At 67.5% G+C, this 14,459-nt stretch carries 13 protein-coding genes and 2 pseudogenes; 4 read left to right on the forward strand and 11 right to left on the reverse strand.

What is annotated here, in order from left to right; translation table 11 throughout:
- Positions 1-65 precede the first annotated feature (65 nt).
- Both H9L41_RS18430 and H9L41_RS18435 read left to right on the forward strand, forming a co-directional pair.
- Complete coding sequence (locus tag H9L41_RS18430; RefSeq protein ID WP_028445168.1) at positions 66-926, forward strand: basic amino acid ABC transporter substrate-binding protein; 861 nt, start codon at positions 66-68, stop codon at positions 924-926.
- A 104-nt stretch (positions 927-1,030) separates the two neighbouring features.
- On the forward strand, positions 1,031-1,828 hold the full coding sequence (locus H9L41_RS18435) for an amino acid ABC transporter permease (RefSeq protein ID WP_051318782.1): 798 nt from the start codon (positions 1,031-1,033) through the stop codon (positions 1,826-1,828).
- Between the two features lie 207 nt (positions 1,829-2,035).
- Here H9L41_RS18435 and H9L41_RS18440 read toward each other — a convergent pair whose 3' ends face one another.
- The 8 genes and pseudogenes from H9L41_RS18440 to H9L41_RS18470 all read right to left on the reverse strand — a co-directional run bounded on the left by H9L41_RS18440 (position 2,036) and on the right by H9L41_RS18470 (position 9,758).
- On the reverse strand, positions 2,036-2,587 hold the full coding sequence (locus H9L41_RS18440; protein WP_051318781.1) for a DUF2799 domain-containing protein: 552 nt from the start codon (positions 2,585-2,587) through the stop codon (positions 2,036-2,038).
- A 111-nt stretch (positions 2,588-2,698) separates the two neighbouring features.
- Positions 2,699-3,916 (reverse strand): argininosuccinate synthase, encoded by a 1,218-nt coding sequence (locus tag H9L41_RS18445; RefSeq protein ID WP_028445166.1) that lies wholly within the window; start codon positions 3,914-3,916, stop codon positions 2,699-2,701.
- Positions 3,917-3,940: 24 nt separating this feature from the next.
- Positions 3,941-4,318 carry a 5-carboxymethyl-2-hydroxymuconate Delta-isomerase gene (locus H9L41_RS18450; RefSeq protein WP_034606159.1) on the reverse strand — a complete coding sequence of 126 codons (378 nt, stop codon included), beginning with the start codon at positions 4,316-4,318 and terminating at the stop codon, positions 3,941-3,943.
- Between the two features lie 202 nt (positions 4,319-4,520).
- Positions 4,521-4,922, reverse strand: a complete 402-nt coding sequence (locus H9L41_RS18455) for a VOC family protein (RefSeq protein WP_028445165.1) — start codon at positions 4,920-4,922, stop codon at positions 4,521-4,523.
- A gap of 10 nt (positions 4,923-4,932) precedes the next feature.
- A pseudogene (gene argF, locus H9L41_RS18460) lies at positions 4,933-5,849 on the reverse strand (ornithine carbamoyltransferase).
- A gap of 140 nt (positions 5,850-5,989) precedes the next feature.
- A complete protein-coding gene (locus tag H9L41_RS18465) occupies positions 5,990-7,264 on the reverse strand; it encodes a tetratricopeptide repeat-containing diguanylate cyclase (protein ID WP_187523531.1) in 1,275 nt (424 codons plus the stop codon).
- Positions 7,265-7,815: 551 nt separating this feature from the next.
- The gene (locus H9L41_RS25120) at positions 7,816-8,058 is read right to left on the reverse strand and encodes an Orn/Lys/Arg family decarboxylase (protein WP_265583834.1); all 243 of its coding nucleotides are present in this window, start codon (positions 8,056-8,058) and stop codon (positions 7,816-7,818) included.
- Positions 8,055-9,758 (reverse strand): aminotransferase class I/II-fold pyridoxal phosphate-dependent enzyme, encoded by a 1,704-nt coding sequence (locus tag H9L41_RS18470; protein WP_265583835.1) that lies wholly within the window; start codon positions 9,756-9,758, stop codon positions 8,055-8,057. The genes H9L41_RS25120 and H9L41_RS18470 overlap by 4 nt, the downstream gene beginning before the upstream one ends.
- Before the next feature lie 148 nt (positions 9,759-9,906).
- Between H9L41_RS18470 and H9L41_RS18475 the strand changes: the two are divergent.
- Positions 9,907-10,194, forward strand: a pseudogene (locus tag H9L41_RS18475) (DUF3579 domain-containing protein); the annotation flags it as partial.
- Between the two features lie 378 nt (positions 10,195-10,572).
- On the opposite strand, the gene H9L41_RS18480 reads toward H9L41_RS18475, so the two are convergent.
- Together H9L41_RS18480 and H9L41_RS18485 are read right to left on the reverse strand one after the other, a co-directional pair.
- Positions 10,573-11,226, reverse strand: a complete 654-nt coding sequence (locus H9L41_RS18480) for a fumarylacetoacetate hydrolase family protein (RefSeq protein WP_028445160.1) — start codon at positions 11,224-11,226, stop codon at positions 10,573-10,575.
- A 71-nt stretch (positions 11,227-11,297) separates the two neighbouring features.
- Complete coding sequence (locus tag H9L41_RS18485; protein WP_028445159.1) at positions 11,298-12,215, reverse strand: CobD/CbiB family protein; 918 nt, start codon at positions 12,213-12,215, stop codon at positions 11,298-11,300.
- A 212-nt stretch (positions 12,216-12,427) separates the two neighbouring features.
- On the opposite strand from H9L41_RS18485, the gene H9L41_RS18490 reads away from it, so the two are divergent.
- Positions 12,428-13,018, forward strand: coding sequence for a superoxide dismutase (locus H9L41_RS18490; RefSeq protein ID WP_028445158.1), 591 nt, complete (start codon positions 12,428-12,430; stop codon positions 13,016-13,018).
- On the opposite strand, the gene H9L41_RS18495 is transcribed toward H9L41_RS18490, so the two are convergent.
- Entirely contained in the window at positions 12,958-14,250 is a 1,293-nt protein-coding gene (locus H9L41_RS18495) for an NAD(P)H-dependent flavin oxidoreductase (protein WP_187523532.1), read from the reverse strand. The genes H9L41_RS18490 and H9L41_RS18495 overlap by 61 nt on opposite strands.
- Between the last annotated feature and the right edge of the window lie 209 nt (positions 14,251-14,459).

The following is a 14,459-nucleotide window of genomic DNA, read 5'->3' on the forward strand; positions in this document are numbered from 1 at the left end:
AGTGCGCGGGCTGCGCAATCGCGTAGCCGCGTCGCCCGTTTGACCATCCCAAGGAAGAGGACACCATGAATTCGACCCGCCGCCTCATGATGAGCGCGCTCGCCGCCACCCTGCTGCTCGCCGCCTGCGGCAAGAAGGAGGAGGCCGCACCCGCCGCCGAGGCCCAGCCCGCCGCCGCGCCGGCCGCCGCGGTGCAGACCTACAAGGTCGCCTCCGACGCCGCCTACGCGCCGTTCGAATCCGAGACCGAGGACAAGAAGGTGGTCGGCTTCGACGTCGACGTGCTGACGGCCGCAGCCGAGAAGGCCGGCTTCAAGGTCGAATTCGTCAATACGCCGTGGGAAGGCATCTTCAACACGCTCGGCACCGGCGACCGCGACATCGTCGCCTCGGCCGTGACCATCACCGACGAGCGCAAGCAGACGATGGACTTCTCCGATCCCTACTTCGAAGCCAAGCAGCTGATCGCCATCGGCGAGGGCAGCAAGATCGCCAGCGCCGGCGACCTCAAGGGCAAGAAGGTCGGCGTGCAGACCGGCACCACCGGCGACGAAGTGGTGCAGAAGATCCTCGGCAAGACCAGCCCCAACATCAAGCGCTTCGAGAGCACCCCGCTGGCGCTGCAGGAACTGCAGGCCGGCGGCGTGGAAGCGGTGGTGGCCGACAACGGCGTGGTGATCAACTACGTGGCCAACAACCCGAACGCCAAGCTCAAGACCATCGACGACGCCGAGTTCGCCAAGGAGTACTACGGCTTCGCGGTGAAGAAGGGCAACGCCGAGCTGCAGGCCAAGCTCAACGAAGGCATCAAGAAGATCAAGGAAGACGGCAGCTACGAGGCGATCTACGCCAGGTACTTCGGTGCGGCCACCGCACCGGCGGCACCGGCCGCCGCAGCCGCCCCGGCCGAGCAGACCAAGCAGTAAGGCCGTCCTGCTGCGCCGCAGCAGAGGGTTAACCCCAAGCAGAGGAAGCGCAATTTCACCGTAAATTGCGCTTCTTTTATTTTCCCGCCACGAGGGCCTGTTCCATGGATTTCGCCGCCAGCTGGAAAGCGCTGCAGGAAAGCGCGCCCTTCCTCGCCCACTTCCGCCCCGACATCGTCTGGGAATACCGCCAGCTGTTCGTCGAAGGCGCGTTGATGACGATCGAGATCACCATCGTCGCGGTGATCTTCGGCACGCTGATCGGCCTCCTGGGCGGCATGTCGCGGCTGGCCGAGACGCGCCATGGCCCGTGGCGGCTGCCGCTGCGCTGGGGCGTGCGCATGCCGGCCACCGCCTACGTCACCTTCTTCCGCGGCACCCCGCTGTTCGTGCAGATCATGCTGGTGCACTTCGCGCTGATGCCGCTGCTGGTGCACCCGACCGACGGCATCCTGATCTCCGGCGACACCGCGCGCCACCTGCGGCAGGAATACGGCGCCTTCATGTCGGGCCTGGTGGCGCTGACGCTGAACGCCGGCGCCTACATCACCGAGATCTTCCGCGCCGGCATCCAGTCGATCCACCGCGGCCAGACCGAGGCCGCGCGCTCGCTCGGCATGAACTACTGGCAGACCATGCGCTTCGTGATCGTGCCGCAGGCTTTCCGCCGCATGCTGCCGCCGCTGGGCAACGAGGCGATCATGCTGCTCAAGGATTCCTCGCTGGTCTCCGCCATCGGCCTGGCCGAGATGGCCTACGCCGCGCGCACAGTGGCCGGCGCCTACTCGCGCTACTGGGAGCCCTACCTGGCGATCTCGTTCTGCTACCTGGCCATGACCATGGCGATGGCGGCCCTGGTGAGCCGGCTGGAAAAACGCTTTCAAGCCTCGGGCGGCGTATAAGCTGCCGTAAGCGATCAAGCAGTCGGACAGGCGCACGGGAAACCCGTGCGCCTGTCCGCTTGTGCAGACTGAAGCTGCGGCCAGCCCTGTTCGACCTCTCCCGTCCCCGCCGCGGGGAAGCCTCGCTGGCGCCCGTCCGTGACGCGAACATGCGCAGGGCAGCGAGCCGGCAGGCCCATCTCCCTAGGCGCGTACCGGCCGGCCGGCTCAATCGCCCATCACGCTCCAGCGCGTCTGCAGCATCATCAGCCGAATGCGCGCATCGCGCCGGTCGCGCTCGCGGCTTTCGCGCATGCGGCGCAGCTTGTTGCGCTCGTCCTCGTTGGGCGCCTTGGCGATCTGGTCGGCCAGCCGGTCCAGTTCGCGGCCCCAGTTCGCGATGTCGTTCTCGAGCGCGTCGATGTCGCGGCGCAGCTCGTAGCGTTCGCGGCCGCGCTCGTATTCGCGCAGGAAGGCGGCCTGCAACTCGGGCGCGCAGACGCCGCCGTAGGACTGGCCGTTGCGGCCCTCGTGGTAGCCGTTCTCCGGCGTGCAGTAGGCGCGCAGGCCACGCTCGCGGCCGCGCGAGTACTCGCCGGCATCGGGCATCACCGCGACCTTCTGGCAGGCCTCGGCATAGGCGCCGAGCTGGCTCGAACGGCCTTCGCGGCCATCGCGCTCGCCGACGCCGTACCAGTCGCCGCTCCGACATTCCGCTTCCGACATCGCGGCGCAGCCGCCCAGCAGGGCGAGACTGGCCAACAGGACGATCCGTTTCATGTTGTTCTCCCTGGGCTATGGTGGCGGCAGCTTAGATCGCCATGGCCCAACGCCGCCTGAACGAAAAGAGCCCCGGACTGCGCCGGGGCTCTTCGCTGCAGGCCAGGACGCTCAGCCGCGCTTGCGCGCCGCGATGCGCATGCGCAGCGCGTTGAGCTTGATGAAGCCCTCGGCATCCTTCTGGTTGTAGGCGCCGCCGTCGTCGTCGAAGGTGGCGATGGTCTGGTCGAACAGCGTGTCCTTCGAATCGCGTGCGACCACCGAGACGCCGCCCTTGTACAGCTTGACCCGCACCCAGCCGTTGACGTGGGTCTGGGTGGTGTCGATCAGCGCCTGGATGGCGCGGCGCTCCGGGCTCCACCAGTAGCCGTTGTAGATCAGCTCGGCGTAGCGCGGCATCAGGTTGTCCTTCAGGTGCGCCACTTCGCGGTCGAGCGTGATGCTCTCGATGCCGCGGTGGGCCTTCAGCAGGATGGCGCCGCCGGGGGTTTCGTAGCAGCCGCGCGACTTCATGCCGACGTAGCGGTTCTCGACCAGGTCGAGCCGGCCGATGCCGTGCTTGCCGCCGAGCTCGTTGAGCTTGGCCAGCAGTTCGTGCGGCAGCATGCGCACGCCGTCGATGGCGACCAGGTCGCCGCGCTCGAATTCCATGTCGACGTACTGCGCCGCATCGGGCGCGGCCTCGGGCGACACGGTCCAGCGCCACATGCTCTCCTCGGCCTCGGCCTTCGGGTCTTCGAGGTGGCGGCCTTCGAAGCTGATGTGCAGCAGGTTGGCGTCCATCGAGTAAGGCGCGCCGCCGGCCTTGTGCTTCATCTCGATCGGGATGCCGGCCTGCTCGGCATAGGCCAGCAGCTTCTCGCGGCTCAGCAGGTCCCACTCGCGCCACGGCGCGATCACCTTCACGCCGGGCTTGAGCGCGTAGTAACCGAGCTCGAAGCGGACCTGGTCGTTGCCCTTGCCTGTGGCGCCGTGGCTCACCGCGTCGGCGCCGGTGGCGTTGGCGATCTCGATCTGGCGCTTGGCGATCAGCGGCCGGGCGATCGAGGTGCCGAGCAGGTACTCGCCTTCGTAGATGGTGTTGGCGCGGAACATCGGGAACACGAAGTCGCGCACGAATTCCTCGCGCAGATCGTCGATGAAGATGTTCTCGGGCTTGATGCCAAGCTTGATCGCCTTGGCGCGCGCCGGCTCGAGCTCTTCGCCCTGGCCGATGTCGGCGGTGAAGGTGACCACCTCGGTCTGGTAGGTGTCCTGCAGCCACTTGAGGATGACGGAGGTGTCCAGGCCGCCCGAATAGGCGAGGACGACTTTGTTGATGTCGGACATGGGGGCTTCCTGCTTGGGTTCAGATCAATTCTGGCGTTGGGGCGACACCGTCTTGGCGTAGGTCGCGCCGTCGATGTCGATGGTCTCGAAGCACAGCTGGCAGTCGCGCTCGGCCAGCGAGCGGGCGAAATGGGCGGCGACCACCGCCTGCATCGCCGCCACGGCGCGCTGCTTGAACTCGACGCTGCGGCGGTTGATCAGGTGCAGCTTGACGTGGACGAAGGCGTGGCCGGCTTCGCCGTGGCCGACGTACCAGTCGGTCAGCTTGACCGCACGGCTCTTGAGGTCGGCCGGGGCGATGTCGCCCAGCGCGATCAGGGCCTGGTGCAGCTCGCCGAACAGCGCCCGGAAATCGGGCTGCTCGGCGAGGTTGTCGGTGTAGTCGATGACGATGTGGGGCATGAATAAACTCTTCGGCACTCAATATGCGCCCGAGCGGAGCGAGGCTCCCTCCGGCCCACCCCACGAAGTCTGCGACTTTGCGGGGCCCCCGGAGCGGCGGGGGAGTAGGAATGATTCAAGGATGAGCCGATGGTCGAGCCCTCACGAATCTCCAGCGCCCGGCTCAGCCGCGGGCCTGCGCCCGAGCGATGATGTCCGCGACTCACAGGCTCGCCACCGGCGAATGGCAGACGGCTTCGATGTTGTGGCCGTCCGGGTCGAGCACGAAGGCGCCGTAGTAGTCGGGGTGGTAGTGCAGCCGCAGCCCCGGTGCGCCGTTGTCGCGGCCGCCGGCGGCCAAGGCCGCTGCGTGGAAGGCGTCGACCGTGGCGCGATCGGCCACCCGGAAGGCGACGTGGATCGGCGGCTGGTTGGGCGTGCCGGAGCTGATCCAGAAATCGGGCTTGCCGGTGGCCGTCTCGCCGAAGCCGGCGACGTCGACATGGCCGGTCACGCTGGCCGGGAATTCCATCAGCTTGGCGTAGCCGATGGCGGCCAGCGCAGCCTGGTAGAACGCCTTGCTGCGCTCGAAGTCGCTGACCGCGACGCCGGTGTGGTCGATCATTTTCCTCTCCTCAATCGTCGATCTTGCCCAGCAGCAGGAACTCGATCAGCGCCTTCTGCGTGTGCATGCGGTTTTCGGCTTCATCCCAGACGATGGACTGCGGACCGTCCAGCACGTCGGGGTCGACCTCTTCGCCGCGGTGGGCCGGCAGGCAGTGCATGAACACCGCATCCTTGCCGGCCAATTTCATCAGCTCGGCGCTGACCTTGTAATTCAGGAAGTCGACGCGGCGTTGCAGGCTTTCGCGCTCGAAGCCCATCGACACGCAGACGTCGGTGGTGACGATGTCGGCCCCTCGACCGCCGCACGCGGGTCGTTGGTCTGCTCGAAATGGGCCGAGCCGTAGTCGATGCCGTCGAGCACCTTCATCTCGTAGCCCTTGGGGCAGGCCAGCCGGAGCTTGAAGTCGAAGATCTTCGCGGCCTGCAGCCAGGTGCGCGAGATATTGTTGCTGTCGCCGATCCAGGCCACGGTACGGCCGCTGATCGGGCCGCGGTGCTCGATGAAGGTGAAGATGTCGGCCAGGGTCTGGCACGGGTGGTATTCGTTGGTCAGGCCGTTGATCACCGGCGACTTCGAATACCTGGCGAAGGTGTCGACGATGGTCTGCTCGTAGGTGCGCACCATGGTGATGTCGCACATGCGGCCGATCACCCGGGCGACGTCCTCGATCGGCTCGCCGCGGCCGAGCTGGGTGTCCTTGCTGGCCAGGAACATCGCATGGCCGCCGAGCTGGTTCATGCCGGCCTCGAACGAGACGCGGGTGCGGGTCGAACTCTTCTCGAAGATCATCGCCAGCGTCTTGCCGACCAGCGGCTGGTAGACCTCGCCTCGGCGCAGGCGCTCCTTCAGTACTCGGCTTCGGGCGAACAGGTGCTCGTATTCGTCGCGGGTAAAGTCGGTGAACTGGAGGAAATGCCGGGTCATGCTTGCCCCTATCGGTACCGTTGCGGAAAAGCTTCGAGCTTGTCCGAAGGCCGCCGCGGCGGTCAAGCAGGATTTTCGGCAATCGATAGTGCGACTTGGATATATGGAATCGCGACATCGCCATGTCGCAATGGCGGCGCCTACTCGGCCGCGTAGATGCGGTCGCGCCCGGCCGCCTTGGCGCGGTAGAGCGCGGCGTCGGCCGCCGCCAGCAGGTCGTCGGGCGTGCTGCCGTGATGCGGATGCGCGGCCACGCCGGCCGAGAAGGTCAGGCGATCGAGCTGGCTGTCGGCCAGGTCGACCACCAGCGCGCGGAAGCGGTCGAGCAGGTCGGCCATGCGTCCCATCGCGGCCTCGAGGCCGATGTCGGACAGCACCAGGCAGAACTCCTCGCCGCCGAAGCGGCAGGCGAAATCGGAACCGCGGATATTGGCGCGCAGCAGGTTGGCCAGCTCGATCAGTACCCGGTCGCCGACCGGATGGCCGAAGCGGTCGTTGACGGTCTTGAAGTGGTCGAGATCGATCAGCACCACGCAGATCGGGTAGTAGCGGCGCTCGGCCAGGCGGATCTCGTTGGCCAGCTCTTCCTGCAGGTAGCGCCGGTTGTAGAGGTCGGTCAGCGGATCGCGGATCGCCTGCTCGCGCAGCTTGGTCTGCAGCCGCTCGATCTCGTCGACCTTGGCGGCCAGCTCGCGGTTCAGCATCTCGAGCTCGGCGCGCGCGCGCTCGGCCTCGGCCTGCTTGAGCAGCGCGAAATCGCGTTCTCGCTCGGCCTCGGCCAGCTCGCTCTGGATGCGGGCGATCTGCATCCGCGCGCGCGCCGCGCTGCCGAGCGAGCGCTGATACAGCAACTGATGCTGCTCGAGGTAGCGGTAGGCTTCGGGCCAATTGCCCAACGCGGCGTGGCCGGCAGCCAGCTCGCGACTGATCTGCACCGAGTAGTAGGGGTCCTTGATCGGCCCGAGCAGCGCCTCGGCCTTCTGCAGCGCGACCAGCGATTCGGCCGGCCGACCTTCGCCGCGCTCGACCAGGCCCAGCACCCAGTGGCAGTGCACCGCGATCTTGACGTCGCCGAGCTGGTCGGCCGCTTCCAGCGCGCGGGCGACCATCTGGCGCGCTTCGAGCCATTGGCCGTTGGCGGTGTAGGTGTGGGCCGCAATGGCGCGGAAGAAGGCGGCGTCGGCACGGCCCATCCGCACCGTGTCGCGGTCGAGCTCGAGATAGGGCTGGATGGTGACGAAGGCGGCCTCGTGCGCGCCGATGGCCAGCTGGCACATGGCCAGATTGCTGGCGACGAAGGGCGCCAGCGCGGCCAGCCGCGACTTGGCGACCATCTCGTCGGCTTCGACCAGGAAGCGGATCGCGTCCTCGTAGTTGCCGGCGCCGTGCTGGGTGTCGCCGAGATTGGACAGCACCAGCGCCAGGTGGTCGGGCGAATCGAGCTGGCGGGCGGCCCCAGAGCCAGGTAGAAATTGCGCAGGCCCTCGTCGAGCAGGCCGGCCTCGACGCTGGTGGCGCCGATGGCGTTGTAGATGACGAAGGCGTCGACCGGCGCCGCCTCGTCCAGCCCCGAGACGAGGCCGATCAGCTCGGCATAGGACTCGTCGACCCGGCCGCTGCGCGCCAGCAGCGCCGAGACGCCGAAGCTCGCCCGCATATGGCCGCGGCGATCCTCGCGCGCATCGAAGAACTGCTGGAGCGACTGGAATTCGCGCAAGGCCACGTCGCCGTCGCCATGGCGCATCTGGTAAGCCGCCAGCGTGAGCCGGGCATAGGCCTCGCCGACCGCGTCGCCCTGGCTGCGGGCGAGCTCGGCGGCGCGCTCGGCGAGCGCGCGCGCCTGCTGCGGATCGCCGTACTGGAGACGCCAGGCATCCTCGTTGAGGGCCTCGGTCTCGCCGACGGTTTCCTGCACCGGATTAGGGACTTGCGCCTGTCCTGTCATGGCTGGCAAGCATGCGGCAAATCAGACCTCGCCGTCCAGCGGACGCAGGCCGGCCGCTTCCTCCTCGGTGAGCACCCGGATGCACGGCAGCCAGCCGTCGAACACCACGCCATGCAGCTCGACCTGCTTCTGGCTGCGCAGCAGGTTGACCAGGTAGCTGATGATCTCGGGCGTGATGACCTGGCCCGGCACCAGCACCGGGATGCCCGGCGGATAAGGCGTGATCTGGTCGGCGCTGACCAGGCCGGCCAGCTTCTGGTTCACCTGGTCGGCCTCGTCCAGCAGCGGGCGAGCTCGCCGCCGCAGTAGAAGGCGTCGCGCGGCAGGTACTTGAGGTAGGTGAAATGCGGAATGGCCGGCGTGCGATAGATGCGGCGCGGCGCCCGCGCCTCGCGCGCGATGCGCATCAAGGCGTCGTAAAGACGCGACACCTTGCTCTTGGTGGTGCCGATGGTCAGCAGCAGGGTGATGGTGTTGAAGGTCGATTTCTCGATCTGGATGTTGTAGCGCTCGAACAGCACCTTCTGCAGCTCGTCCACGGTGTAGCCGCAGGCCGAGATGTCGACGGTGACCTTGGTCGGGTCGAGCCGCACGCCGTCGTTCTTCACTTCCTCGGGCAGCAGGTCGTCGAGCTCGAGCACGCGGAACACGCCGGTCGAGTTGATCAGCGTCTTGAGCTCGGCCGCCAGCGCCAGCGTGCGCGACAAGAGCTTGTAGCCTTCCATGCTCATCTGCCGGCGGGCGACGTCGAGGCTCGCGATCATGCTGTACTGCGGGCTGGTCGAGGTGTGCATGTTGTAGTTCTCGCGGAACACATGCTCGTTGAACTCCGCGTCGTTCACATGAATCATCGACGCCTGCGAGAAGGCGCTCATCACCTTGTGGGTGGACTGGGTGGCGAAATCGGCGCCCGACTCCAGCGCCGTCGGGCGGAACTCGGGATGGAAGCGGCCGTGGCCATACCAGGCCTCGTCGATGATCACCTTGATGCCGTGCGCGTGGGCCGCCTCGATGATGGGCTTGAGGTCGTAGCGCAGGCCGTCGTAGGTGCACGAGGTCAGGATCATGACCACCGCGTCGGGGTTCTCCTCGATGGTCTTGAGGATGACCGCCTTGGGCACCGGCCCGAACAGGCCGTACTCGAGGTTGGTGCTCGAATCGAGGTAGACCGGCCGCGCGCCCGAGATCACCACGCCGTGGTGGACCGACTTGTGGCAGTTGCGGTCGAGCAGCATCTTGTCGCCGGGCGCCAAGAGCGTCTGCAGAATCACCTTGTTGGCGGTCGAGGTGCCGTTGGTGGCGAAGAAGGTGCGGCGCGCGCCGAAGGCCTGGGCCGCCATCTGCTGCGCTTCCTCGATGATGCCGGTCGGGTGCAGCAGCGAGTCGAGCATCGGCACCGAGACCGACAGGTCGCCCTTGAAGATGTGCTCGCCCATGAAATCGTAGAAGTCCTCGGCCCAGGGGCTGCCGCGCAGGCTGTCGCCCGAGCTGTGGCCCGGCGTGTGCCAGGCATCCTTGGCCATGAAGACGTACTGCTTGAGCTTGTCGTAGAACGGCGTCTGGGCGCGTTCCTGCAACTGGGCGTTGAGGATGCGGTACCAGCCGAGGTAGTCGGGATCGTCGCGGTAGAAATAGCCGTCGACGGTCTCGCACAACAGGGTGTTGACCACCTCGTCCTCGTCGGCCTGGGCGATCATCACGTAGACGTCGAGTTCGGGACGCAGGACATGGATCTCGTGCACCAGCTCGAGCGCCGACATCTGCAGCTTCTTGCCGCGCTTGCCCTTGCCGGCGTCGCCGAGGCGGTGCAGCTGGTCGTCGACGATCACCGCCTGGATGTCGCCGTCGTCGCGGATCGCAGCCAGCGCTTCGCGGGCCGTCTCGACGCCGGCGCAGCTGATGCCGAGCGGGTTGTCGAGCTGACGCGCTGCAGCATTCAGTCCTTTTACAAGCGCTTTGAGCACCTGCTGTTCATCGTTTACCAGTAAAATGCGGCTCACCGGCTTGGTCATGCTGTCCCCTTCTCGCTATTTTTGGCGCAGGGCGGGATCGCCGCCCAAGCCCGCAAGAATAATCCAAGCCTCAGTCCAAGCCCAAGCCCAGCTGCACACGATGATTTGCAACCCGTACGAAGTCATCATTCAAGGCCTCACCAAAAGTGGCCGCGAATTCCGTCCCTCCGACTGGGCTGAACGCCTGTCGGGCATCCTGTCCACCTTCGGCATGGACCAGAAGCTGTCGTACGCGCCCTACGTGCGTCCGATGGTGATGGAGAACATCCGCTGCGTGGCGATCGACAAGCAGCTCGAGAAGATCGATCCGCGCGTCTATTCCTTCCTGATGAGCTTCGCCAAGGACAACGACCTGCGCGTGGTCGATTGCCGCCAGCTGCTCGAAGAGCACTACCCGAGCCAGTTCCTCGGCTGAGCGCCATCCCGCCCGCCGGCAACGGCCGCATCGCCGCGGCCCGGTTCGAGCAAAAACTCCACGCCATTCCCTCCCCGCGCCGCTAGCGCCGCCGTCCCATCCCGCCCGCAGCCAGCGCCAGATCAGCGGCAGCTGGCAAACCACGAACAGCAGGAAGCCGGTTTCCAGCCCTTCCGAGCCGCCCGGTCCGATCCAGCCGAAGAAGTACAGCCAGAAGCCGGCGATGCCGGCTGCCGCCAGCCATTTGAGCGGCCGGCCGATCGGCATGGCCGGGAGGGACGGCCGCCGTTCCTCTTCCTGGTCGGCCCAGCCCGCGCGGACCTGGATGCGCCGCCGCTGCTTCATCGCCGCTCAGGCCACCGTGAAGGCCGCATCGACCAGGCCGCCGAGCTTCAGCGCCAGCGCATCGCCCGGCCGCAGCGCGGCCACGCCGGCCGGTGTGCCGGTGAACACCAGGTCGCCGGCCTGCAGCGTGAAGCGGCTCGACAGGTAGGCGATCAGCGCCGGCAGGTCGTGCAGCATCAGGCGGCAGTCGCCGCTCTGGCGCCGTTCACCGTTCACGTCGAGCGAAAAGGTCGCCTCGCCCGGATAGGGAATCGCCGCGGCCGGCACGAAGCGGCTGAGGCAGGCGCTGCCGTCGAAGCCCTTGGCCAGCGTCCACGGCAGCCCCTTGCGCTTGGCCTCGGCCTGCAGGTCGCGCGCGGTCAGGTCCAGCCCCACCGCGTAGCCGGCGATGTGGCTCAGCGCGCTGGCGCGGTCGATGTCCTTGCCGCCGCGGCCGATCAGCGCCACCAGCTCGACTTCGTGGTGCACGTCCTGCGAGAAGGCCGGCAGCGCCAGTGGCGCGCCTTCGCCTCGCAGGGCCGAGGTCGGCTTGAGAAAGACCACCGGCTCGGGCTCGACCGCGTTGCCGAGCTCGGCGGCATGGGCGGCGTAGTTGCGGCCGATGCAGAAGATGTTGGCGACCGGCTGGCTGCGGCCGTCGAGGAAGTGGACGTCGGGCATCGGAAGGCTCCGCAAAGGAAAAGGACGGCGCCTGCCGTCCTTGGATTGGATCGAGATCGCTGCGCCGCGGTTCAGAACAGGGTCGACAGCGTGACCAGCAGGATCAGCGCCAGCCAGAACAGCAGCGTGCGCCAGACCAGGCCGACCGCGCTGGCCAGCATGTCGGCGTCGGCATCCTCGCCGAGGCCGAGCTCGGGGCGGAACTTGACCGTGTAGTCCTGGTGCAGCGGCATGCCGAGCTTGACGCCGATCGCGCCGGCGCCGGCCGCCAAGAGGATGCCGTAGGCCTCGCTGGTCCAGCGCTCGGCCTGCTGGCGCCAGCAGTAGACCGCGTCCTCGAAGTCGCCGACCACCGCGAAGCTGGCCGCGGTGATCCGGCTCGGCAGCCAGTCGATCACCGCCGCGACGCGCTCGGCGAACAAGCCGAAGCGGCCGCCGAGCCGGCGGTCGCGCGCGCCCCACTTGAGCTGCAGGATGGTGGCGGCGCGGTAGGCCACCGCGCCGGCCGGGCCGAGCACGACGAACCAGAACATCGGCCCGAACACGTGGCGGTAGGCATCGATCAGGCCCTGCTCGATCGCCACCCGGGCGACCTCGTTCTCCGACAGCGTGCGCGTCGATTCGCGCGTCCAGCCGCCCAGCAGCTCGCGCGCGGTGTCCAGATCGCCCTCCTTGAGCGCATCGGCCACGCCGGTGAAGGCCGAGCTGAACTGGCGGAAGCCCATGGTGACCCACAGCACGCCGAGGCCGAACAGCCAGGCGAGCAAGGGGTGCAGCAGGTAGAGGCCGCCCCAGACCAGGCCGGCCAGCACGGCCGGCACCGCCACCGCGATCGTCCAGCCGACCACGCCGTGCTGGTATTCGCCGGCGTTGAAATTGCGCTCGACCATTTCGGCGAAGCCGCGATAGCCGCCATAGAACAGGTTGCCGCGGCCGACCGGGCGGAATTGTTCGAGCAGCAGGGCGAGGACGAGCGCGAGCCAGGTCATGGTCGATCGAGGGAAAGGGACAATGAAAGACCGGGCCATGATAGCGCAAATGCTCCAGCGGTCCGACCGGCGCGGCCAAGCCCTTGTAATAGCATAGTAATTTACTCAACTATTGGCTGACGGGGTGAGTCGCGCTATCCTTTCGCGGTATCCCGATCGCAAGCCGCCACGCGGCGCGCCCCCTTTTACGGCCACGTCTTGGAGAAAAAGTCATGGAACACAAGCTGCCAGAACTGCCCTACGCGCTCGACGCCCTCGCCCCGCACATGTCGAAGGAAACGCTCGAGTACCACTACGGCAAGCACCACCAGACCTACATCACCAACCTGAACAACCTGATCAAGGGCACCGAGCTGGAGAACGCCAGCCTCGAGGAGATCGTGAAGAAGGCGCCGGCCGGCGGCCTGTTCAACAACTCCGCCCAGGTCTGGAACCACACCTTCTTCTGGCTCGGCTTCAAGCCGAACCCGGACAGCGAAGCGCGCGCCCCCGCCGGCGCGCTGGCCGACGCGATCAACGCCAAGTGGGGCTCGTTCGACGAGTTCAAGAAGGCCTTCAACACGTCCGCCGCCGGCAACTTCGGCTCGGGCTGGACCTGGCTGGTGAAGAAGCCGGACGGCACGGTCGACATCGTCAACACCACCGCCGCCGCCACCCCGCTGACCACCGCCGACGTGGCTCTGCTGACCGCCGACGTGTGGGAACACGCCTACTACATCGACTACCGCAACAGCCGCCCGAACTACCTCGAGGCGTTCTGGAAGCTGGTCGACTGGGACGTGGTGGCCGGCCGCTTCGCCTGAACCACCGGCACGGGCGCCTGAGGCGCCCCGGTCCCGAAAACGAAACGCCCCGCATCGCGGGGCGTTTTGCTTGGCGGGGCCATCGCGGCAGCCAGGTTGCCGGCGGGTGGCCGACCGCAACCGGGCCGTCGACCGCAGGTCGGACTGAAGTCCGACCAACCCAAGCCCATCCGCCCACCATGGACCTCAGCGGCTGCGCACCGTGATCGCCCCGGCAGCCCGGCCCGCACCCGACCGGCCTCGATCAGCACGCGCTCGAACAGCTCCTGCACCGACGGCAGGTCGCGCACCAGGCCCTGGGACTGGCCGATCAGTTGCACGCCGCGCGCATGGTCGCCATCCTCGATCGCCAGCCGGATCGCCTCGGTCGCCGCGCCGAACTGCGCCAGTTGCTTGACCGCCGCCGGCCTGGCGAACACGCCGGCCAGCACCCGCCCCAGCGGCAGGCCGGCCCGCCGCGCCGCCGCCATCGCGCGCGGCACCGCCTCGACCAGCGTCAGGCTGCGGCGCGAACGCTTGCGCGCCGTCGGAGTATCCATGATGCGGCAGGGGATGCCGTCGAACTTCGAGCTGTAGATGGTCTCGTTGACCGCCTTGCCGACGATCATGCCCTTGGTGTTGGCATGCACCGGGCTCTCGCGCGTGGCGGCCAGCCGGGTGCCCATCGCCACCGCGTCGGCGCCGAGCGCCAGCGCGGCCAGCAGGCCGCGGCCGTCGGCAAAGCCGCCGGCCGCGATGATCGGCAGCTTGACCGCGTCGCGGATGGCCGGGATCAGCGTCAGCGAGGTCACCGCGCCGCCGTGGGCGGCCGCCTCGTGGCCGGTCACCAGCAACGCGTCGGCGCCGATCCGCTCGGCCGCGCGGGCGTGTTTCTCGGTGGTCACGGTGGCGATCACCCGGCCGCCGTAGCGGTGCGCCTGCTCGACGATCCAGTCGCCCTTGCCGAGCGAGAAATTGATCACCGGCACCTTTTCCTCCAGCGCCACCCGGGCGTTCTCGGCCGCGCCGGGCATCAGCAGCGTCACGCCGACGCCGAAAGGCTTGTCGCTGAGTTCGCGCACGCGGCGGATCGCGGCGCGCGTCTGCTCGGGCGTCAGCGGCCCGCTCGCCAGGATGCCCAGGCCGCCGGCGTTGCCCACCGCGGCCACCAGCTCGGGCACGGCGATATAGCTCATGCCTGGGCAGATCAGCGGCTTGTCGATGCCGAACAGGGCAGTGATACGGGTGTGCATGGCGAGGAAATCCTATCTATGGCCAACCGGCAGGCGGCGTGATGTCTTTGGACAGCGCGATTCTATCTATTTTAAACAAGCGCTTGCTTTACAGATGCGCGATCGCATCCTGACCGTGACGATCCCACGCCGCAGGGGTGGCATCCCATTGGTGGAATCCAAGAAATCGGGCGCGGCAGGGGCGTGAATTTTGCGCATCGCCCCATGCG

This window comes from Chitinimonas koreensis (genome assembly GCF_014353015.1).
In the GTDB taxonomy this organism is placed as follows: domain Bacteria; phylum Pseudomonadota; class Gammaproteobacteria; order Burkholderiales; family Chitinimonadaceae; genus Chitinimonas; species Chitinimonas koreensis.